Source organism: Neolewinella agarilytica, assembly GCF_900110645.1.
GTDB lineage: Bacteria > Bacteroidota > Bacteroidia > Chitinophagales > Saprospiraceae > Neolewinella > Neolewinella agarilytica.
Genome location: NZ_FOFB01000023.1, coordinates 1 through 21188 on the forward strand (window position 1 = coordinate 1; position 21188 = coordinate 21188).

17 protein-coding genes are annotated in these 21188 nt (G+C 54.3%); 6 read left to right on the forward strand and 11 right to left on the reverse strand.

All coding sequences use genetic code 11. From position 1 onward, the window contains the following. Nucleotides 1-230: 230 nt before the first annotated feature. Together BM123_RS17910 and BM123_RS17915 are read left to right on the forward strand one after the other, a co-directional pair. Nucleotides 231-839 (forward strand): DNA-3-methyladenine glycosylase, encoded by a 609-nt coding sequence (locus BM123_RS17910; RefSeq protein ID WP_090171335.1) that lies wholly within the window; start codon nt 231-233, stop codon nt 837-839. Nucleotides 840-928: 89 nt separating this feature from the next. Beyond that, on the forward strand, nt 929-2296 hold the full coding sequence (locus BM123_RS17915; RefSeq protein ID WP_090171340.1) for a type IX secretion system plug protein: 1368 nt from the start codon (nt 929-931) through the stop codon (nt 2294-2296). 115 nt (nt 2297-2411) lie between these two features. Here the strand turns inward: BM123_RS17915 and BM123_RS17920 are convergent, their stop codons facing one another. Together BM123_RS17920 and porZ are read right to left on the reverse strand one after the other, a co-directional pair. Further along, nucleotides 2412-2963 (reverse strand): NADAR family protein, encoded by a 552-nt coding sequence (locus tag BM123_RS17920; RefSeq protein WP_090171343.1) that lies wholly within the window; start codon nt 2961-2963, stop codon nt 2412-2414. Between the two features lie 411 nt (nt 2964-3374). Then, a complete protein-coding gene (gene porZ, locus BM123_RS17925) occupies nt 3375-5759 on the reverse strand; it encodes a type IX secretion system anionic LPS delivery protein PorZ (protein ID WP_090171346.1) in 2385 nt (794 codons plus the stop codon). A gap of 274 nt (nt 5760-6033) precedes the next feature. Here porZ and BM123_RS17930 point away from each other — a divergent pair, with 274 nt between their 5' ends. Further along, nucleotides 6034-6528 (forward strand): endonuclease V, encoded by a 495-nt coding sequence (locus BM123_RS17930; RefSeq protein WP_090171349.1) that lies wholly within the window; start codon nt 6034-6036, stop codon nt 6526-6528. Nucleotides 6529-6783: 255 nt separating this feature from the next. On the opposite strand, the gene BM123_RS17935 is transcribed toward BM123_RS17930, so the two are convergent. The 3 genes from BM123_RS17935 to BM123_RS17945 form a co-directional block, all read right to left on the reverse strand. Further along, nucleotides 6784-8331, reverse strand: coding sequence for an Rne/Rng family ribonuclease (locus BM123_RS17935; RefSeq protein ID WP_090171352.1), 1548 nt, complete (start codon nt 8329-8331; stop codon nt 6784-6786). A gap of 708 nt (nt 8332-9039) precedes the next feature. Next, nucleotides 9040-9852: a tetratricopeptide repeat protein gene (locus BM123_RS17940; protein ID WP_090171355.1), complete on the reverse strand. Its 813-nt coding sequence runs from the start codon at nt 9850-9852 to the stop codon at nt 9040-9042. After that, nucleotides 9852-10163 carry an HU family DNA-binding protein gene (locus BM123_RS17945; protein ID WP_090171358.1) on the reverse strand — a complete coding sequence of 104 codons (312 nt, stop codon included), beginning with the start codon at nt 10161-10163 and terminating at the stop codon, nt 9852-9854. The genes BM123_RS17940 and BM123_RS17945 overlap by 1 nt, the downstream gene beginning before the upstream one ends. Nucleotides 10164-10583: 420 nt before the next feature. On the opposite strand from BM123_RS17945, the gene BM123_RS17955 reads away from it, so the two are divergent. Continuing rightward, nucleotides 10584-11462: a YicC/YloC family endoribonuclease gene (locus BM123_RS17955; RefSeq protein WP_090171363.1), complete on the forward strand. Its 879-nt coding sequence runs from the start codon at nt 10584-10586 to the stop codon at nt 11460-11462. Next, complete coding sequence (gene gmk / locus BM123_RS17960) at nt 11452-12039, forward strand: guanylate kinase (protein ID WP_090171365.1); 588 nt, start codon at nt 11452-11454, stop codon at nt 12037-12039. The genes BM123_RS17955 and gmk overlap by 11 nt, the downstream gene beginning before the upstream one ends. Before the next feature lie 206 nt (nt 12040-12245). On the opposite strand, the gene BM123_RS24830 is transcribed toward gmk, so the two are convergent. Further along, nucleotides 12246-13553: an ATP-dependent DNA helicase gene (locus BM123_RS24830; protein WP_090171368.1), complete on the reverse strand. Its 1308-nt coding sequence runs from the start codon at nt 13551-13553 to the stop codon at nt 12246-12248. A 171-nt stretch (nt 13554-13724) separates the two neighbouring features. Between BM123_RS24830 and BM123_RS17970 the strand changes: the two genes are divergently transcribed. Next, nucleotides 13725-14261, forward strand: coding sequence for a DUF3575 domain-containing protein (locus BM123_RS17970; protein ID WP_175489452.1), 537 nt, complete (start codon nt 13725-13727; stop codon nt 14259-14261). Nucleotides 14262-14620: 359 nt separating this feature from the next. On the opposite strand, the gene BM123_RS17975 is transcribed toward BM123_RS17970, so the two are convergent. From BM123_RS17975 to BM123_RS17995, 5 genes are all read right to left on the reverse strand, one after another. Further along, a complete protein-coding gene (locus BM123_RS17975) occupies nt 14621-15652 on the reverse strand; it encodes an outer membrane beta-barrel protein (RefSeq protein WP_175489453.1) in 1032 nt (343 codons plus the stop codon). 75 nt (nt 15653-15727) lie between these two features. After that, complete coding sequence (locus BM123_RS17980; RefSeq protein ID WP_090171376.1) at nt 15728-16756, reverse strand: OmpW family outer membrane protein; 1029 nt, start codon at nt 16754-16756, stop codon at nt 15728-15730. A 174-nt stretch (nt 16757-16930) separates the two neighbouring features. Further along, nucleotides 16931-18013, reverse strand: a complete 1083-nt coding sequence (locus BM123_RS17985) for a DUF4837 family protein (RefSeq protein WP_139211939.1) — start codon at nt 18011-18013, stop codon at nt 16931-16933. Nucleotides 18014-18220: 207 nt separating this feature from the next. Then, complete coding sequence (locus BM123_RS17990; RefSeq protein WP_090171381.1) at nt 18221-19192, reverse strand: AAA family ATPase; 972 nt, start codon at nt 19190-19192, stop codon at nt 18221-18223. A gap of 425 nt (nt 19193-19617) precedes the next feature. Beyond that, nucleotides 19618-21165 carry a BCCT family transporter gene (locus BM123_RS17995; RefSeq protein ID WP_090171384.1) on the reverse strand — a complete coding sequence of 516 codons (1548 nt, stop codon included), beginning with the start codon at nt 21163-21165 and terminating at the stop codon, nt 19618-19620. Nucleotides 21166-21188: the final 23 nt, after the last annotated feature.

Sequence of the window (21188 nt, forward strand, 5' to 3'; positions counted from 1 at the left end):
GCAACGGTGGCCGAAAGTACGGGATCATCCTAGTCTCGTTGTAAATCTAAAAATAAGTCGGCAGATGCTTGCTTGTTATCAGTATAACTTCGCTGAGCCCTTCGGGGTTCGCGATTGGCTACCGCAAGTGACAGCTCACTGCGTTCGATCGGAACAAAAGTCAACTATTAGGTTGCCGTTTTAGATTTGATGCGTTTGCCCCACTAAACCTGCCGCTGAATCTTTCCAACATGCTTCTTTCTCTCCCCGATCCCGTGCAAATTGCCCGAGCGCTTATTGGCGCCGAACTGATCACCACTACGGACGGAGTGGAAACCGCTGTACGAATCACCGAAACTGAAGCCTACTGGGCACCGGACGACCGGGCGAGCCACGCCCATGGCAATAAGCGGACGAAGCGAACGGAAGTGTTTTTCCATGCCCCGGGCACCGCCTATGTTTACCTTTGTTATGGCATTCATGAGATGTTTAATGTGGTGACCGGGCCGGAGGGCACGCCCCACGCCGTTCTGATTAGGGCCGGAGAGCCGACTCGCGGGCTATCGCACATCATGGCCCGCCGAAAGATGGACCGTCTTAAACCGCAATTAAGCAGCGGGCCGGGCGTTCTGACCAAGGCGTTGGGCATTGACCGGCGGCTAAACGGCGTTAATTTGCTGGACCCCGAAGGGGAGGTTCGCCTGGATCTGACCGGGCCTGCAGTAGATCCGGCAGAAATTATCGCTACGCCCCGTATCGGTATTGATTACGCCGGAGCGCCCTGGGTGAGTAAGCCCTGGCGGTTTTACCGACGGGGGACGACCTTCGTCAGCCAACTGAATGCCTTTAAGAAAAGGTGAAAGTTGGTGGGTAGTCAAATCTTTGCTTATCAGTTGCACGTTTGCTTTAGCGGTGGTGAAAACCACCCCGGATGGATAAAATGTATTGAATGAAACTTTGCCTGATCAACTTCACTTTGCACCTGCGGCCCCTCGCCCTCCTGTTTATGCTGCTTGGCTTCTGTAGTTTGCAGGCGCAGGATGAAGGGCTGCTCTTTATCGACAATACGTACGTAGACAACGTCAAGACGGTCCGCTTACACATTGACGGCTTCCCTCATAGCTATCCCCTGATCGCTCTGGACGGTAACGCCCGTCTGCGTTTATCTTTTGATGACACCAGCGACGAAGTGCGCCGCTATTCCTATAAATTCATTCACTGTGATCAGGACTGGAAACCCTCCGGCCTCAGCCCCCTGGAGTTTAACGCCGGCTACGCCGAAGATTACCTCGATGACTACGATTTCAGCCTCCGTACCCTGAAGGAATACGTCCATTATGATCTTGTTTTTCCGAACGAGAATATGGAGCTGAACGCCAGTGGTAACTACCTGTTGGTCGTTTATGATGCAGAAGACGATGCCTTTCCCGTCATCACCCGCCGTTTCATGGTGCAGGAAACGCTGGCCGGAGTTAGTGGTCGGGTGATGCGCCCCTCTTTGGTTGATCAGATTCATACGCACCAGGAGATAGACCTGACGGTCAACACTAAACAAATGACGGTTCGTAACCCCATGCGGGAGCTCAGTGCTACCGTGATCCAGAATAATCGCTGGGATAATGCCGTAATCGGTATCAGCCCCAACCTGCTGCAGCGGGAATCTGTCCGCTTTGATTACCAGGGCAAGGTTAGCTTCCGGGGCACAAACGAGTACCGGAATCTGGACATTCGCTCCGTCAGAGCACCCAGGACCAAGATGGTCAGCATAACGAACGAAGGCGATTACTACTCGATGATGATGGAAGCGGAACGCCCCCGCGACGGTGGAACGTACATCGGCTATTTTGACCTGAACGGAGACTACGTGAACTTCCGTTTTGACCGCCCGGTCATTAATCTGGCGGATGAGTTTCTGCAGGAAAACTTTGAGCGCTTTGACCTGGCCTTCAACGGTGAATACATCATGCAGACCTTCGTTTTTGCTACGGGGACACCCCTTGACCGGGATGTTTATATCTTCGGTGGACTGACGGAATACCAGCTCAAGAAGGAGTTCAAAATGGTCTGGAATGATAACATCAGCGCCTACGTTGGCCGCGCCTTACTAAAGCAGGGCTTTTACAATTACCACTACGTCACGGAACAGAAGGTTACCACTAAGAATCCCCGCCCGGCGGACCGGATTAACTATAATCTGACCGAAGGAAGCTATGACGAAACCGAAAACGATTACCTCGCACTCATTTACTGGCGGCCCGTCGGCGGGCGCTATGACCGACTGGTAGGAACGGCTGTTCTGAATAGTAACGTTAATTGAAAACGGCATGATTTTTACGGCTAAAGCCGGTGCTGTGCTACAAAGCTCTCCGAGCTGTTCTCTGAAGAACACTTCAGGCACAAACGCGAAATTAGCTGTGCAGCAGCCCCGATGTTTACTCCAAAGTCAATCGGTCCCGCGCTTCCATCAGGCACCACCCCAACCAGTTTTCGCCCTTCCACTCGTCCGGAGACACCGCCTCTGCCTGCGCCTTATTCATCCCGATGCCCCAGATCGAGTCGAAGGGGCTGGCCTCTACGAGTACTTTGTTGCCGGTGGTCAGGAGCCAGGCTTTAAGGTCTTCGTTCTGGCTGAATTTATGGTAGCTGCCTTCGGTAACGATGCTGACCATGTGTTTTCTCCAGCTTAAGACATCAAAATTGCGGACTTCCCGACCCAGTTTTTTCGCGACGGGGGCTTTAGGAGTATCCAGAATTTTCTGCAGTACTTCCTCGTCTTTAAACAGACGGGCTTTGCCGGCCATCATCCAGTGTTCGGCGGTAGGGTAGTGGTGGCCATCAACGGTAAAGCCACGCTCGTACCACTGGCTGAGGCAGGAAGGGGTAATCACGTTGTCACCGCGTTGCTGATGCCCCCAGAAGAAGAGGTATTTTAGTTTGGTTCCGGATGCAAGCTGGCCGAGCAGCCAATCTGTAGAGTACTTCATGGTAAAGGATTTGCGGGGTTAATGCCGGCACGGGAAGCAATAGTTGCAAGGATAGCTTTATTTTAAAGCTAAGGTGGTTTTGGGGCGCGGACGCAGGTGCAATGGCCCTTGTTGGCGCAACGCGCCAGTCCCCAAAGGGGAAGTTAATAGAGCCAGAGATCGCTAAGCCGTCGGCCTGATTTCCGGGTTACGCGGGCTAATCTGACGGCTGGTTGGAGAAACGGACTCTCAAAGGAATTCATACCTCCGCTCCGCTTCGAACTGAATACCTTCGAGGTCCTGAACTACTGGTTTACAGTCTAAGGACCTCGAAGGTGTTGGCCCGTAGCCGTAGGCGTAGTTGCCAACTCCTTTGAGGGTCCGGCTGTGTGGGGGCTAATGCCTTTTTGGCGTTCGCCAGGGTTACCCCCCCTACCGCAAAAACACAATTTTCCCCACCGCTGCCTGCGGGTCATTCAGCCCGAAGCGCCCGTTCGTGCTGGCCAGCACGAGGTAAACGCCGCTGGTTACCCGCCGGCCGGTATAGTCGGTACCCGACCAGACGAACTGTCCGCCGGTAGCGGTTCCTTCGGCGACGAGCTTGCCGGACAGGTCCGTGATCTTTACCCGGGCATCACGCGCCAGGCCGTTGATGGCAATCGGGCTCTGCTCACCCGGTTCCACCGGGTTGGGGAAAATGGTAAGCTCGTTTTTAAAGGTTCGCCGGTTAGCTTCCGTGGCTTCCGCCCGGTAGCTGATGATGCCCAGCTCCGTACCGAAGTAGACTACTCCGGTGGTGGGGTGGATGGCGATATCCCGAACGATGTTGTCCAGTAATGGGCTGTTTCCCTGGTCGAAGAAAAGGAGTTGATCCTCTCCGTCATCAGAGAGCAGGTAAGCGCCGCCGCTCGTGCCGATCCATTTGCGGTTGCCGCCGTCTACGGTAATGGAGCGAATTTCCTCTGTTTCCAGCAGGAAACCACCGAAGTCATCAGCTTCCACAATGGGCAGTCTTCCGGGGCAGATACCAGTGTCAAAGGCGGAGGCTCCGCATTCGAAGAGTACGATTCCCTGGGAGGTGCCAACCCAGACGTTTCCGTCCAGGTCTACGGCGATACTGCGGACGTTGTTGGTCGGCAGGTTACTGTTGTTGGCGGTGATGGTCCGGCAGCGGTCATCAGTGGGGTCCATGGGCGTGCCCATGGGGTCGAGCACGGTCAGGCCGCCGCCTACGCTGGTGGCGTGGACCGTCCAGATGTACCCCTGGGGATCAATCTCAATGGCCAGCGCGTCATTGACGGTACAGCCGCCGGCGAGGGCGGCCCATTCTCCTTCGGGGCTGCGGACGCTGATGAAGTTTCCTTCGGAGGCTTTGCTGTTCGCCAGGTAGGTGAAGCCCGCCTGATCCGTAACGGCTCCGGCAACCCGAACCCTGCCCGGCCCGGCGCCATCACTGAGCTGAAGACTGCTGTTGGTCTCATCAAAGAGCTCACCTTCTTCTGTTTCCTCATCAAAGGATATTGCCCCTTCAAAGAAGGAAGAAAACCAGTAGCGTTGGTTGACCTCATCGTAGTGAACGTCCACAATTTCGGCTACGTCATCGTCTCCCTGTACTTCTCCGTTCCGGCCCTTGAAGACATCGTTGTTGTTGCGGTTGAAGCTGACCCAGTCTCCGTCTTTGAAGCGGTAAACGCCGCCGAAAGAAAAATTAGGGCTGAAGTTTTCATCCAGTACGCCGGGAGCCACCCAAAGCGAGGTGCCATCGTGCAGGAGGCGGTAGTTCGTATCGTCCAGCGGGCCGTTGTACTCAATTTCATTGCAGTCTCCATCGTCGATTCCTTCAAGGTAGCGGATTCGCGGAGTTGACTTGTCTTCAGCAAACCAGAACCGGCCCTGATCATCCTCAATGGCATAGTTACTTCTGATGATGCACTGATTGAAAACCCGCCGCTGTTGCCCTTCCTCGGTTAGCATGATGAGCTGCCGGCTGGAGCAGCCGTCGTCCTGGCATTGGTAGCCCGCCAGTAGGTAGGTAGGCCCAACGCTGAGGTACTGCAGTCGCCAGGGCCGCTCATCGTTGGTGTCAAAGAAAAGAGCGGCCGTATCTGCCTGCAATCGATAAACATCTTTTTCAATGCCGAAGTAAAGCTCGTCCTTGTAAATGTTGATCGCGGTAGAGGTATAATCTTCGGGGAAACCATTGGCTGCCCCTAGTAGCTCCCAGTTGCCAAAGTCGTTGAGGTTCGTCCCCAGGCGGGGAGCCCGGTAAATCCCTTCTTCCGTTGCGGCGTAGAGCAGGCCTTCGTGCAGCGCAGCACCATCTACTCTCACGCCGGTGAAGGTGGTGAAGAGGAAGGTCTCGTCGTCAAGACTTAGCGCTGAAACCCCAAAGCCTGCGGCGAGGTAAACAATGTTCTCGCCCTCGTCGAAGTGCAGATCGTAGATGGTTTTATCTCCGCTGAAATTAAAGTTGTCAATCTGCCGGAGGGTAGTGAAGCGCCCGTTACGGAGCAGATCGATGACGCTGCTTTCATAAACGATGATGAGGGTTTCCGTAGGCGGATGATAGCGCAGCAACCTGATCCTTGCTTCGGCCAGACCATCTTCACGGGCCAGACGACTGATGCTCAAATCTTCCTTGTCCAGGTAAAAGATGGCCTTGCCCGTGGTATAAATAATGGATTCGGGGCTTTCCGTTACGTAGGTGCCAAAACGATAAGATTGCAGCGTCCGCCATTCCCCAAGGCTATCGACCTGAGCGGTCAATCCGGTAATGCTGAGAAACAGAAGAAGGAAGAAAAGGACTCTTAAGGGCATGCTGTAAAGGTAAGCTGGCGGGCGGGAGGTATTGTGTCGGGGGGGGGCAATCAGGGCAATCGCAAGCTCCACACAAGGACGCTCGCAGGTGGCTCCGCGACGCTACGAGGTCCCTTGAGCCAGGCTAAGCGGACCTCGTAGCGTCCTGAAAGGACCTTCGAGCGTCCGCGTTATCCGAGCTTGCGATTGCCCTGGGTACAGAATAGATACGTTCAGTGTAACAATCGTAGTCTGTAGCGTAAATATTGTTTCTTTGTAGGCTAAAGAAATCTTCATGATTCTGGCCTTCGACGCCCATTACCAAGATACTGGCAGCAGACTGGTCGCTGCCATTTTTCAGGATTGGACGGACGCAGAGGCGTCCACGCTCAAGACCTGGACCTTTGGTCCTGCGGCAGATTATGCTCCCGGGCAGTTCTACCTCCGCGAACTTCCGTTGATCACAGCGGCTTTGGCAGATTTCGACCTGGCAGAGCTGAAAGCTATTGTCGTTGACGGTTACGTCTACCTTAACGATCAGGGACGGCTCGGGCTGGGAGGACATCTTTACAACGAACTGGACGGAAAAATCCCCGTGATTGGCATTGCGAAATCCTATTTCCGGGATACCAATGCCGAGGCGGTGCTCCGAGGGGAGAGTAAAAAGCCGCTCTACGTTACCAGTCTGGGAATGCCGCAGGCCGAGGCGGCCGCTCATCTACGCTCTATGGCCGGACCTTACCGCATGCCGGATATTCTGGCGGCGGTGGATAGGGGGGCGAAGGGGTGAGAAAGCGGCTTCGTGCTTTTTTTAGACGCGCTTTGCTTCTTTTTCTTTTAGACGGCCTTTGGCCTTTTAGGCAAACTCAGTGGGGCCGTACCAAAGGGGGGTAAGGCTCCTTGCTCCTGAAAACTCCCCCTTGCACCCGCGCGCCGTCGCCCTCTCTACCTTGCTGTAACAAAAAAGCGACCAATCTTCAGCGCCCGTTTGACTGGAAACACTGATGATTGATCGCTGATGATAAGCTAAGCGCTGTAAGCAGACCTACAACTTAATCTCATCCTCCTCCCCGTCATAAAACTTAAAGGAGGTAACGGGGAAGTCATTATCTTCCAGAATCTGTAACCACCGGTAGTGCTTCAGGTACCACTTCATCTGTAGGCTGGGGAGTCCGCGCTTAAGGTAAGCGGCAATGAAGGGGTGAACCTTCAACTTCAGCTTGGCTTTGGGCCGGCTTTCCATGATGAAGTTGAGCGCGCGCTCGATCTCATCGGTCAGCAGGATGGTCGCATTGACCTTGCCGGTACCGTTACAAGTCGGGCATTTTTCTGCGGTGGTAATCTTCACCTCCGGGCGAACCCGCTGGCGGGTAATCTGCATCAGGCCAAATTTGCTCAGTGGCAGGATGGTATGCTGCGCCCGGTCGTTCTTCATCGCTTTGCGCATGGCGGTAACCAGCTTCTTACGATGCTCCGCATCGCGCATATCGATGAAGTCTACCACGATGATGCCGCCGATATCGCGCAGGCGAAGCTGGCGGGCAATCTCTGCAGCAGACTCCAGGTTGATCTTTAACACGGCCTCTGCCTGGTTTTGGCTGGGCATCTTGTTGCCACTGTTCACGTCGATGGTGTGCATCGCTTCGGTGTGCTCGATAACGATGTAGGCACCGCTGGACATGGTAGCCGTTTTGCCGAAGCTGCTCTTGATCTGTTTCGTGATACCGTTGGCGTCAAAGACGGGTTTGTTCCCTTTATGGAGATGTACAATGTTGACCTTATTCGGGGCAACGTCGCTGACGTAAGCCTTAACGGTCTCAAACAGGTCTTTATCGTCAACGACGATGCGGCTGAAGTCAGGGGTGAGCAGGTCACGCAGCAGGCCGGTAGTTTTGTCTACCTCACTGAGCAGTTTTGCCGGAGCTTTCGCCGTTTTGGCGGCGTCGTAGATCGTTTTCCACTTTTTAGAAAGCAATTCGATCTCTTCCAGCAGGTCTCCAACGCCCTTACCTTCTGCCGCCGTACGAACGATGACGCCGAAGTTCTTCGGCCGGATGCTTTCCACCAGCAGCTGCAGGCGCTTACGCTCTTCGCTGGTACTGATTTTTTTGGAAACCGCAACGGTTTCATTGAACGGCGTGATGACGAGGTAACGCCCGGGAATAGTGATCTCACAACTCAGGCGGGGGCCTTTAGTACTGATCGGCTCCTTGAGCACCTGTGCCAGTACCACCTGCCGGCGTTTAAAGACTTCGTCAATCTTGCCGGTCTTAACGATCTCGGGCTCAAACTTGAATTTGTCCAGCTTGGCCGTGTTATTCTTACCGTTGGCCGTCAATTGGTAAAATTTCTGCAAAGAGCGGACTCTTGGGCCGAGATCCGTATAATGCAGAAAGGCATCTTTCTTGTGGCCGATGTCAACGAAGGCCGCATTAAGCGGGGCCGTTACTCGTTTTATCTGGCCGATAAAAACGTCTCCTACGGTGAATTGGTCCGTAGCGCGTTGGCGGTGTATTTCCACCAGCTTGCTGTTTTCCAGCAGAGCTACCTCAACGGTTTTACCCGATGAGGATACAATCATTTCTTTTTCCACTTTTTTAGGGCTTGTTGAGATACACCGTTACCCGCCACCGATCGAAACCGGGGAGGGGATACTGAGTATTCAATACCAATAAAGCACACCATGAGTGATGGAGTAACGTCCGGGATTAGTAATAAACAATCCGAGGGGAGGTAAACTCAGGACAGCTGGTTCGCAGAGGTTGCATTGCAGGAAAAGTTAGTTCCGGCAAAAGAGCAGAGTGTCAGGTAAAACAGCTGAAAATGACCGTCGCACGTTCTTGATGAACGGCAGGTGACGGTAAAGATCTTTGTGGGTAACACTCCGGAGAGTGAGGATGTAGGGTAGGTGTAGTACCTGAAAATTGGCGCCTTCCGGGAAATCAATCGGTTACTATTGGGAATATACAACCGGAGGCAAAAACTGCTTCTTAAAATACAAGGGGCGTACCACCGTCGGAGATTTAACCGCTACGGATGGTTGTTACAGAGGAGGAAGTCAAACACCGGTAACCGGCCAGATCACTGTTGCGATCCGGCCGGATATGGTATGTTGTAGTTCTGGATAGAACTAGCGGTTTTTCTTCTTGTGGCGGTTCTTGCGCAGACGCTTTTTCCGCTTATGGGTAGCAATCTTATGACGCTTCCGCTTTTTTCCACACGGCATATATTAGTCGTTTAGGTTATGAAAAATGGTTACGAGTATGTCAACCCGCTGGTTTAAAACAGCAGGAGAGTTGTTTTAGTTGGCTTCTTGTTCGCGAATTGCTTTGAGGATATCCGTACAGCGGGTAGCCATCAGGGCAGACTCTTCCACACGATCAAGGTTTTCGTAGACCTTAGCGAGTGGGCAAACAGCGTCCGGATTGTCCGGAGCAAGCGCTACGGCTTTCTCCAGCCGGATTACGGCACGATCCAGCTGGTTGGTTTTAATGGCCAGCTGACCGAGGGTAATGTAGACCCGAGCGTTCTCGGGGTACTTTTTTTCCAGATCGCGCAACATCAGAATTCCTTTCATCGGGTTGTCCTGCGGAGGATAATCTGTGTAGGCGAGTGCCAGATTGATGCGGTTGTCCGCATTGTCCGGATTAAGACTGATGGCTGCCTGGTAAGCCTGTTCAGCCTGAGAAGCGCAAAACTGCCGGGTCTTTTCGTCACTGCTTTCACGCTGAAGGCAGAGATTAAAGGTAGTAGCGGTGATGCTCCAGGATTCTTCGGTACCTGCGTTTTCGGCTATCTGGCGGGCGTAGATGCCGGAGATGGCTGGTTGGCCAGCCCGGTACCACTCACCAGCAAGTTGTTCCTGCAGGTCTCTTTTTTCTTCTTCGTTGCCCTCAGCGGCCACGAGGCGTTCCTCGAGGCTGGCCAATGTGGCCATTTGGGCGGGGCTAAGATCCGGACGTGCCGCCCGGATCAAAGATTCTAAACCGGTAGCCTCCAACGGGCCGCGATCAAAACCGCTTTTCATTTCTGGTGGCCGTACGGGGCAGCCCCAGTAGGTCAGTAGCAACAAGGCCGAAGCCACGGCTACGGAGATCCACTGGTTACGTCCCATTAGTCGTTGTTCTCTTCGTTAGGAAGATGCTTCACCTTGTCTTTTACCTGTTCGACAAACACTTTGGCTGGTTTGAAGGCAGGGATGAAGTGCTCGGGAATCTCAATGGCTTTGTTCTCCTTAATGTGGCGACCAATCTTTTTGGCACGCTTCTTAACGACGAAAGAGCCGAAGCCGCGGATGTAGACATTCTCTCCTTCAGACAGACTACCCTTCACTTCTTTAAAGAAGCTTTCCAGTGATACCAGAACATCTACTTTAGCGATGCCTGTTTTTTCAGAGATGCTAGCGACTAAATCAGCTTTTCTCATATTAATTTTTATTGTTCGTGGGGACTCGTTTTACAAAAGCGACGCAAATATCGCATTTTATCTGGAAGGTACCACTTAAAATGCATTATTTCTTTACAATCAAGTAGTTATGGGTGGTCAGGATGACGCTAAAATGACGGTTAGCGGCCTGTTTTGGGGACTTGCGGCGCGGACGCAGGTGCGAGGAGTGTTAATAGGAGCAGTAGAGACGCTGTACGTCGAGTCGGACAAGGGAGCGCAACGACTTTGGGCGTGTTGTACCTGCTCCCGCGGGAAAGAACCACTCCCGGAGCCTTCGGCCCCGTTCGGGTTCAACGCATAGCAATCCGGCCCCCTTTGCTCCCTTTTCCTTTCCCTTGCACCTGCGTCCGCGCCCGTCTGTCTATCTTTGCCTTCCCCAAAACATCCATACATCCCTCTATGCTCTTATCTATGACTGGCTATGGCCGGGCAACTACCTCCCAACCGGGCAAAACCTACACCGTCGAAATTCGCTCACTTAACAGTAAGCAGAACGACCTTCGGCTGCGCACGAACCAACAGTTGCACAAATACGAAATGCAGCTCCGCCGGTTTGTGCTGGATCAGGTGCAGCGGGGTAAACTGGAGATCACCGTCGAGGTAGCGGATGAAACCGGTGGCAACGCAGTCACGATCAACGCCGCTCTGCTCGACCGGCTGTATGACGGCCTGAAAGAGCGGATGCTCTCTCTGCCCCCGGAGCACGTCTCTGGCGTGTACGCCGGCCTGCTCCGCATTCCGGGGATCGTCGAATCCGGCAGTAACCGCCTGGCTGACGATGACTGGGGCCACCTGAAGGCAACCGCCGCCGCCTGCATCGAACACCTTAATGAATACCGCCGCCAGGAGGGAGAAGTGATGGCGGCAGACCTCAGCTCCAGCTGTACGGGTATCGCCGATCTGCTGACGGAGGTAGAGAAATACGAAGAGCAGCGCGTGCAGTCCGTCCGTGACCGGATGGAGAAACACCTCAAAGATTTTATGGGGCGGGGCAATGTGGACAAGAACCGCTACGAGCAAGAGGTGCTGTTCTACCTGGAGAAAATGGACATCAACGAAGAGAAGGTGCGCTTGCGCCAAAACTGTGAGTATTTCCTGGAAATCCTGAACAACGAGGATACCGTGAAGGGGCGTAAGCTCAACTTCATCAGCCAGGAAATTGGCCGGGAGGTCAACACTTTGGGCTCTAAAGCGTATTCACCGGACATCCAGAAATTGGTGGTCAACATGAAGGAGCACCTTGAAATGATCAAAGAACAACTTGCTAATGTCGCCTGATCCTACCTCCGGCAAAATGCTGATCTTTACCGCGCCCTCCGGAGCGGGTAAGACGACCATCGTCCGCCATCTGCTGAAGCATTTTGGTGAACTGGCCTTCTCTGTCTCCGCCACCAACCGCCCGATTCGGGAAGGGGAAGAAGACGGACGCTCCTATTACTTCCTGAGCACGGAAGAGTTTGAAGCAAAAATTGCCGCCGGTGACTTCGTTGAATACGAAGAGGTTTACCCCGGTCGGTTTTACGGAACGCTTCGGTCAGAGATCGAACGCATCTGGGCAAACGGTCAGGCCATCGTCTTTGACATTGAGGTGAAGGGCGCCACTAACCTGAAGAAATTCTATCCGGAGGAAAGCACGGCAGTCTTCGTGGCACCTCCCAGCCCGGAGGTACTCTTTCAGCGCCTGCGCGACCGGAAAACGGAGAGCGAAGCCGAAATCCAGACCCGCATTGACCGCGCGGGAGAAGAGCTCACTTACGTTAACAGCTTTGACCGGGTATTGCTAAATGATGATCTGGAAACAGCGCTGGCGGAGGCGGAGAGTATCGTGCTGGACGTTCTGGGCATAGTGGATTAGTTTGTTCTCGTCAGCTTATGGTCTCTCTTATGTGTCCTTTGTGCCTATGTGCCCTGTGTGTCAACACTGAAATTGCGTAGCAATGATTTTCTGCGCTCCGCGCATTTTTACGCAGAGAAAACAAAGACACAGCGTACACACAGGAAAGGTATCAAGTACACGAAAACCTTAGTGGCAGCTTGCTTCCGGTGCACAGCGCGGCCGGGCTACCGCCTCATCATCTCATAAAATTCCACCACCGCCGGATCCACCATCACGTCTCTGGGCGTAAGGGGGTTGCGCAGTACGATGCCTTCCAGCGTACGACAACGGGAGAGGGCTACGTAGGTTTGTCCGTGCTCGAAAGCGCCCCTACCCAGATCGATCACGATGCGGTCAAAAGTCTTGCCCTGAGATTTATGGATAGTGACAGCCCAGGCAAGCCGGACGGGGAGCTGCTTGTAGGTTCCCAGCGTTTCGGTCCCGATTTTGCTCAGATCGTCGCCCGTGGCTTTATAGCGGATGATGTCCCAGGCTTCCTTGCCGACTTCAATGGTACGATCCTGTTCACCTTCCCGTACCCGAATGATGACCGACTCCGGCTTACATTCAATAATGGTGCCGATGGTGCCGTTGACGTACTTTTTGTCGGTGTCGTTTCTCACCGTCATCACCTGTGCTCCTACTTTGAGCTTCAGGGCGGCGGGGACGGGGAAAAGACGTTCCTGGAAGGCACCCTTCGTTTCGGCCAGGTAGAGCATCTCCGGGTTGTCGTTCTCGGCCAGTGCTTTAGCGTTGATGGCCGTCACGGTAGCGTTGCGGGCGGCGAGGGTGAGGTAGTTCTCGCCCTCGGCGGGTACGAAGTCCGGGATGTGGCGCTCGTTGAGCGATTCCAGCTCGTCGTAATCGACGGTAGCGTTGCGGATAGCTTCCAGCAGGCGAAGAAAATGGCGGCTGTCTTGCCGGTAGACCTGCTGAAGCTCAATCATTTCCAGATCGATGTAGTCCAGGCAGTCCGCACTGAAAAAGTAAGCGCTGGCGTATCGTTGACTGAAGTACTGCCGTTCTTCCTGACTACTCACTACCGGCGGCAACTGATAAAGATCTCCGAAAAGGATGATCTGGACGCCGCCGAAGGGCTTATGGCTGTCCCGGTTGAGCTTCAGGGCGAAATCAATGGCCTCCATCACGTCGGCCCGGACCATACTGATCTCATCAATCACGAGCACTTCCAGGTTCATGAACAGCCGCTTGTAGCGGCGGTTGGGGCGGACGTCTCCCGGCTGAATCAGCCGCGGTGGGAAACCGAAAAGAGAATGAATGGTCTGCCCGTGCACGTTCAGGGCCGCGACTCCCGTGGGGGCGACTACGACTACGTTTTTCTTGCTGCTGCGCCGGAAAATCTGCAACAGGGTAGACTTACCCGTTCCGGCCCGTCCGGTGATGAACAGGTTAGCGCCAGACTCCATCCGTTCCAGGGCGTAGTTGAAGTCATCGGAGAGTTGGAGAGGCTGCAGGGCAGTAGGGGAGTCCATGGTGGCGAAGGTAGGGAAATCAGGGAGACGTTAAAAGACCAATAAAAAGGAAAGGCTTAGGGCTTCCGATAAAATATGGAGCGGGGTTTGAGGGTTCAGGCTGGGTCTGGAGGGGAAGCCTCCCGTAAAAGTTTTACACCACCTTTTAACCACACTCTTACAACCGATCTTATGCGTATTCTTTCATTTTCTCTTTTTTGCTTGTTGTTGTCAGCACCTGCCTTTGCGCAGATTGATGCTAAGCTTAATCTTGGTTCCGCCATTTTCGGCGGGCTGAATGTTTCGGCGGATATTGCCATAGCGGATAATATGTCCATCGCGCCAGGATTTGGCATCGCTACAACTAAGGTGACGTTGGAGGGTGACAAGTATAACTTCAAGGTCGTTCGCTTTGTGCCGGAGTATCGGTATTACTTTAACCCGGACTACGGGGCAGACCGCTTCTTCGTCGGGGCATATGGTAAGCTGGCGGCGCTGTCTGCTGGCGAAGCAGATGGCTACCGGATCGACGGCACTAAGGGCACCCTTGGCCTGCTGGTGGGGAACAAATGGATTGCGCAAAGTGGCTTCGTATTTGAGCTCAACTTTGGCCTGGGCACGGGAGGTGTTTTCCCGGGCGCGGATGGAGACGCGCCTTTCATTGCGGCCATCGATGCACTGTCAAAGGTCGATGTACGATTGGGGATTGTGGCGGGCTGGCGGTTTTAATGGGCGCGCTCACCGCAGGTGCAGGCGCGCGCGAGAGGAGCAATGATTGGTGGTTGTGTAGCGAAGATGGCTTCGTAATAGTGGGGCAGCAGGGGGGCAAACCAGATTGTCGCTTTTTCGGCACTCTAGCCCCCAATTGGGGGAAGTTCCCTTTCATAGGAAATCACCGAGGCTGACTCTGTTTCAAAAAAGATGTGCTCTCAAATGGCGTTGTTGCATGAATCGGCCTCAATTGAGCTGATTTCATAAAGATGGGCTAGCCCCATATCTTTGCAAAGCAAAGGAGTAAAAGCAAGGAAAGACAAATACTGCTCTTTGCTCAAAACCATTCTTTGCACCCGCGTCCGCGCCCTCTCCCATCACCGCCTCCCCAAAAATACCTTCAACCCCACACCCCCGGAAAATCCCGACTGCCCCAAACTGCCACCCAGCCGTGGATTGTACCCAACGTGAAAATCCAGCGCCACCCGCTCGTTGAAGTTGTAGAGGAAGCCCGCCTTGAAGTCCGCGGACAAGTTCCCGCCGCTAAAGTCAATGACGCGGTCGATATTTTCCCGCTCGTAGTATTGGGTCACGTAATCGTAGCGCAAGCCGGCGGCGAGGTAGGGCTGGAACTTCTTCCCTTCGTTGAAGAGATAGCGAAAACCGACGTTGGCGGCGTAGCGGTTGCTCCGGCTGAGGAACTCACGGTCAGTGGTCTGTTCAACGTTGTTGGCGGAAAAACTCAGACCACCTTCCAGCAGGAGTTTGTTCGTAAGGAAGTAACCGCCGTTGAGGGAGATCGCTCCGGAGATCAGGTTGATGTCATTGAGTTTACCCAGGGTGAGCTGGCCGACGGAGGCGTCCAGAAAGAAGGTGCCTTTGCGGCTTCCGATATCGTTCTGTTTGCTGCCTTCCAGGTCACCGAAGACGAGGTTAATGCCAAAATCAAGCGTCAGTCCCGACGCCCGGGCTTCCCCGCCCGTATTATAGCGCAGCCCTGCCGTGGCCATGATGCCCGGGGCCAGCTGGTATTCCGCCCCGACACCACCACGCAGATAGGTCTGGAGATTGTTCTCAAACAATAGCCCGGCACCCACTTCTGCGAAGTACCGCAGGCGGCGCATCCGGCCGGTCGGCAGGTAGTAGCGCACGAAAGGTTCGATGCGGTAGTGAGGATCTTCCAGGTCATCGTTGAGCAGGGAGCCGAGTTCCAGCCGGGTACCAACCATAACATTATTCTCCAGGAAGAAGCCACCCGAAAAAGAAGAGCCCAGCAAATCGCCGACCCCGGGCCGGCTGGTGACGGTCCGCAGCCCCGCATCGGCGTTGAGGTACCAGTTGCCTTTGTCATATTGGGCCTGGAGGCTGAGGGAGAAAAGAAGGAGGAGGAAAGGGAATATAAATTTCATATCCATAGGGGTTTAGGTGAAAAACACTTGAAAGACTAATGCTTTAAGCAGTAAGGTTGGTTGGCCAACGGGGCATTACCGCTCCTTTTTGCCGCCCAAAAAAATCTTCACCCCAACCCCCAGCCCCAGCTGCGAAGCTGCTGCCCGGCTAGCAGTATTATCCCGGAAATTATATTCCAGACTCGCATCCAGCGCTACGTTGTCGCTCAGGAAGAACAGCGTGCCGAGCTTGAGGTAGGGACTAAGACCTAAGTGCTCTTCCCGCTCATCCACTCGCCCGGAATCTTCATAATCTACTATCCGACTCTGGTACTGTGCGTTGAGCCCCGCACCGACGTAAGGCCGGAATTTACCTTTCCCGGTTAAGAAGTATCGCAGTCCGAGATCGGCGGCTATTGTCGTGGTTTTGTACAGCGACGGAGTATTAGAATAATAGAATTCGCTGCGGTAATTACTGGCCGAAAGGCTGCCGTTCAGGCTAACTCTGTCAGAAAGCATAATTCCACCACCAAAGTGTAAGTTGTAATTGAGCCATCCGAGTTGACCGCTGCTCGGGTTATAGTGACCAAGCGTTATTTCGCCGATATTCGGATCAATAAAAATAGATCCTTTGCTAAGATGGTTCTGACCGGGCGCTAAGCCACTACGACCAATTACCGTATTAACCCCAAATTGGAGGGATTGTCTGATCACGGCACCTCCGGAAATAGTGGCCTGCAATTTCGCCGAAAGCAAAACATCCGCCGAAAGCTGATACTCCAAACCAATGGCGGGTTGGTAATTTATTATGCCTCCCCAACGAGAACTAAAGTTTCCCGCCAAGTTCAATTCCGCAAAAGCAGATAGCCTACTTTGCGGCTTCAGCGACTGGTAATAACGGACGAAAATCGCCGGGTTAAGCACGTTGCCGCCCACCAGCAGGCGATCCAGCAGAAAGAGTCCCGTACGACTGGCAGATGGTGGCAGGAAGTCACTCCCCGCAACGGTAGATTGATTTCCGGCATCAATGGCAGAGTTGCCGCTCAGGTACCAGTTGCCGCGCTCGTATTGAGCGGAGAGGCTAATTGAAAATAAGACGAAACATAGGGTCAGAAGACGGTGCATAATAGAGGTGCTTTAGGTGTTTATTCAACCTAAAGACCTCGTCCGCTAATGGAATGGTTGGCTCCTGCCTGACAAATACCGCAGTGTAAAACCATCAGTGGGTGGCTAGCTACTATCTGACTTGCTTGACTCCCTGACTCCCTGACTCCCTGACTGCTTGACTGCTTGACTAACCTACTGCACCGCCGCCGTCCGCAGCACCTGGTCCAGCTCTTCCATCAATTCCCGTTTCTTTTCGCCGGGGGCCAGCACGAAACCATCCACCAGCACCAGCTGCTTGTTGGCCGTGTCGTTGATCAGGTAGGAGACGAAGGGGCCGGCCAGAAAGTCGTTTTCCATCTCCCAGATGCCACGGCCGGAGATGGCGAAAGCACCATTGAGTTCCGTTGTTTCGGTGAAGAGGGGCAGGCTGACGTCGTTGACCCGCATATAAGTATTCTCTAGTGTCGTGCTGATGTACTCCTTACCGATTTGGTCGCGGATGGACTTCAGCCCCTCGCGGCTGAGTTGTGACTGGTCTTTATACGGCACCCGGGTAGCCATGATGTTCAGGCTGCCACCACGAGTGTCCTTGCGCAGCCAGGCGAAGTTGGGCTCATCAATCGGTACCATCTCGTAGCCGCCGGGAATGTCGATGGTCGCCCCACTCTTTTCGGTAATCGTTGCCCCCAGCTGCCGGTCAATACCCCGGAAGTAAGCCGTCACTTTTACCCGTTCGTTCTCCCGCTCATCGATGCGGGCTACTACGGCGGGGTAGGCGGCTCCCAGGCCTTTGATCAATTCCCCCCGGTTCTTTCCCATCAGGTAGATGAGTTGCTGGCCCGTCGCCCATTTATTACGGGCAACGGCCGTGCCGAAACCTTCCTCCCGAACCTGCTGAATTTTAGCATCACTCAAATCCTTTACCACCATCTCCGTGGTTGGGCTGTCTTTGTCGGACAAGTCCGCCAGAACGATATAGTTCCGTAATTCCTGAAAAGTAGGCTCTTCCAGCAATTTGATGGGCTCAATATGGCGAAGGTCAAAAATCGGCTCCGGCTGGGGAAGAATCAAATAGGGCGCTTCGAAATAAAAGGCCATGGAATCCCGCAGGTTACTCTCCCACAGGCTTTGGTCCGATATAATAGTAACCCCATTGATTTTACCAAAAGCCGTTGGCGTTGGTGCCAGGCTACGCTGTATATCCTCCCCGCAGGAAGAAAAGACGGTGATTCCAAGAAGGAGCGCCAGCGAAAAAGTCAGGATGCGGTGGATCATAAAAGCTTTGTTCTGTTCAAAAGGTACGATGAAAGCCCGATTAGGGGGCACCAAGGTACATCTACTGAAACAGATGACAAGGCAGGCGGTTGTGGCGGGTGGCGGGCTTGGTATTTTGGTCTTTTAGTATTTGGGTTCTTTGGTCCCACCACATAATCGTAGCGAAGCTAAAATGCCAACGAACCAAAATACCAACGAACCAACCTACTAAAACAACGCCTCAATCACATTCTCCTCCGTAATTCCTTCGGACTCCGCAAGGTAGTTCCGCACGATCCGGTGGCGGAGAACGTATTTGGCGATGGCCTGTACGTCTTCAATGTCCGGGCTGTACTTACCGGAGATAGCGGCGTGGCACTTGGCACCGAGCACCAGGTACTGGCTGGCCCGGGGGCCGGCGCCCCAGCTGATGTATTTGTTGACTTCGGCAGTTGCCCGGTCGGTATTCGGCCGGGTCTTCGTCGTCAGGTTGACGGCGTATTCCAGCACGTTGTCGCTGACGGGGATCTTCCGGACGAGCTGCTGAAAATACAGGATCTGCTCTCCGGTGAGAATGGTATTCAATGACTTAACGTCTACACCCGTTGTTCCCTTTACGACGGCAATTTCCTGCTCGTAGGTCGGGTAGTCCAGCGGGATGTTGAACATGAAACGGTCCAACTGCGCTTCGGGCAGCGGGTAGGTTCCTTCCTGCTCAATCGGGTTCTGCGTAGCCAGAACGAAGAAAGGCGCGGGGAGGAGGTGACGAACACCATTTACCGTTACGGAACGTTCCTGCATCGCTTCGAGCAGGGCCGCCTGTGTCTTGGGGGGCGTACGGTTGATCTCATCCGCCAGTACGATGTTGGCAAAGAGCGGGCCGTGCGCAAATTCGAATTTTCGGTTGTCGCCCAGAATCTCGGAGCCGGTGATGTCCGTAGGCATCAGGTCAGGCGTGAACTGGATACGCTTGAAGTCTAGATCCAGCACTTCAGAAATGGTGGATACAAGTAAGGTCTTGGCCAGGCCGGGAACACCGACGAGAAGGGAGTGACCGTTAGAAAACAAGGAAATTAATACCGTCTTGACGACTTCCTCCTGGCCGATGATCACTTTGCCGATTTCGGCACGAAGGTCACGGTAAGCTTTTGCGAGGGCGTCGACGGCTTCTACGTCTGACTTAAAATTAGGTACTGCCATGGGGTTATTCGAATAAGACACCAAAGGTGATTAAAATGCGGGACATATACCAATTGTTGTTCCCGCTTAGTCTTTTGTTAGGACTACTTTCAGGGAAAATGTCACCTGTAATATCATTTGGGCGCGCACGCAGGTGCAAAGGGAAGGTAAAGAGCAGCGTTTGACCGGTCGACGCTGCTTCCAGCAGCGAGCGGCGGCGAGTGCCCTCCGGGCACGAGTTGACTGACGCACTTACAGCTGTCAGCCAGGCAAAAGAACCCATAGCAAACGGTTTTGGCTTCATTCCAATGGATGAATACTGTGTTACCCGGTTGAGGACCCTGGTTGCTGAGCGAAGTCGAAGTAATGGTCCGAACGCGAACGGGGCAGTAGGCTCCCGGAGCGTGTAGCAGCGGCAGCCTCATGGTGTTACAGGCATTATACGGTCAAAGTCGCTTTGCTCCCTTGCCCGATTCGGACCGGAGTACCTCAACCGAGCCCTTACCCCTCCCTTGCACCAGCGGCCGCGCCCGCCAACTCCGCACCACCAGCACCAACAAACTCCCTCCCGCCAGCAAGAACAAGAACATCGCCGGAAACCCTCCCAGCGTATTCACCAGCCGGATGCCATCAATGCCGGCAAAAGCGACCATCACCCAGGCCGTAGTGCCAATGATGCCGCCCCACAACAACTTAACGAAAAGGGGAGCCTCCTGACGCTCCGGCGTGATGCCCTCCACGCAAAGTGCACTCATGGCCGATATGTTGGAATCGGCAGCCGTAACGTAAGACAGGAAAACCAGCAAAAGAAACAGTCCGGGCGTTAGCTCCGCCAGCGGCAAGGTGTCCAGCAAAACGTAGATCACGGCCTCCGGACCACCCTCCGTCAGGGCAGCGGAGAGCTGCCCGCTTTCATCCGTTACCAGGCCGATGGCGGCGAAGCAGACCATCCAGAAAGCACCGAAAAGAGAAGTGTACAACAGGTTAACCCGGATAAACGCCCGGACGGTATAGCCCCTGCCCAGCCGACCAAGAAACAAGGCCGTCACGGGCGCCCAGGCATACCAGCCCGCCCAGTAGAAACTCGTCCACGCCCGCCCCCAGGCGGCGTCAATGCCCGGGTCCAGCCCCAGATTGCGGGGGACAAAGGTGGACACATACTCCCCTGCAGCAGAAAAACTAAGCGCCAATGCTTCCAGCGTCGGTCCCGTAAAGAACACGAATACGGCCAGCAACATAAACCCCACCACGTTGATGCCGCTCAACAGCCTGATCCCTCGTTGAAGCCCGCTGGCCGCTGACACGCTGAAGGCAATGACGATGGCCGCAATGATGAGCCCCAGCACCAGCGGCGTGCGCTCCGAAGCTAAGCCACCCGACAAGGACAGCGTACCCGCCCCCAAGCTCCCCGCCATGCCCGCCACCAGGGCGAAAAGACAAATTACGTCAACGGCTGCACCCGCCTTTTTGTGAATACGCTCCCCAAGCAAAGGCTCCAGTAGCGAACTGATGGCAAAGGGCTGCCGCCGGTTGTAAAAGGCCAGGGCAAACAACAAACCACCCAGCGTGTACATCCCGTAGGGCGTAAAGGTCCAGTGCAGATACATGATGCTCATGGCGAAAACGTCGGGCTCGGCCAGCCCCGCCTCCGGCGGGCCGCTCACGTGATAGATCGGCTCCGCCGTTCCCCAGAACAGAATACCCGTGGCAATGGTCGTACAGACGGTTATCGCAAACCACCGCGGACGGCTCAACAAGGGCGTTGCTGTGTCGCCGCCAATTTTCACCCTGCCCAGTGGACTGATATATGCCGCAACCACAATCAGTAAGCAGGCGAAAGTCGAGCCATTAAACAGCCAGTCGAAGTGCAGCATGACCCAGTCTGACCAGCCCCGCATGGTGGTCACTAAACCTTCCGGATCCTTAATCCCCCAAATGGCGCAGGCGAGAAGTGGCAATAGGGGAGGGAGGAGGACGGTGTATCGGATGCGCATGGGGTGGAAGGTACGCTACTGGC

Coding starts and splice junctions, on each gene's coding strand:
- BM123_RS17910 (WP_090171335.1), top strand. CDS start 231: ATGCTTCTTTCTCTCCCCGATCCCGTGCAAATTGCCCGAGCGCTTATT.
- BM123_RS17915 (WP_090171340.1), top strand. CDS start 929: ATGAAACTTTGCCTGATCAACTTCACTTTGCACCTGCGGCCCCTCGCC.
- BM123_RS17920 (WP_090171343.1), bottom strand. CDS start 2,963: ATGAAGTACTCTACAGATTGGCTGCTCGGCCAGCTTGCATCCGGAACC.
- porZ (WP_090171346.1), bottom strand. CDS start 5,759: ATGCCCTTAAGAGTCCTTTTCTTCCTTCTTCTGTTTCTCAGCATTACC.
- BM123_RS17930 (WP_090171349.1), top strand. CDS start 6,034: ATGATTCTGGCCTTCGACGCCCATTACCAAGATACTGGCAGCAGACTG.
- BM123_RS17940 (WP_090171355.1), bottom strand. CDS start 9,852: ATGGGACGTAACCAGTGGATCTCCGTAGCCGTGGCTTCGGCCTTGTTG.
- BM123_RS17945 (WP_090171358.1), bottom strand. CDS start 10,163: ATGAGAAAAGCTGATTTAGTCGCTAGCATCTCTGAAAAAACAGGCATC.
- BM123_RS17955 (WP_090171363.1), top strand. CDS start 10,584: ATGCTCTTATCTATGACTGGCTATGGCCGGGCAACTACCTCCCAACCG.
- gmk (WP_090171365.1), top strand. CDS start 11,452: ATGTCGCCTGATCCTACCTCCGGCAAAATGCTGATCTTTACCGCGCCC.
- BM123_RS24830 (WP_090171368.1), bottom strand. CDS start 13,553: ATGGACTCCCCTACTGCCCTGCAGCCTCTCCAACTCTCCGATGACTTC.
- BM123_RS17970 (WP_175489452.1), top strand. CDS start 13,725: ATGCGTATTCTTTCATTTTCTCTTTTTTGCTTGTTGTTGTCAGCACCT.
- BM123_RS17975 (WP_175489453.1), bottom strand. CDS start 15,652: ATGAAATTTATATTCCCTTTCCTCCTCCTTCTTTTCTCCCTCAGCCTC.
- BM123_RS17980 (WP_090171376.1), bottom strand. CDS start 16,756: ATGCACCGTCTTCTGACCCTATGTTTCGTCTTATTTTCAATTAGCCTC.
- BM123_RS17985 (WP_139211939.1), bottom strand. CDS start 18,013: ATGATCCACCGCATCCTGACTTTTTCGCTGGCGCTCCTTCTTGGAATC.
- BM123_RS17990 (WP_090171381.1), bottom strand. CDS start 19,192: ATGGCAGTACCTAATTTTAAGTCAGACGTAGAAGCCGTCGACGCCCTC.
- BM123_RS17995 (WP_090171384.1), bottom strand. CDS start 21,165: ATGCGCATCCGATACACCGTCCTCCTCCCTCCCCTATTGCCACTTCTC.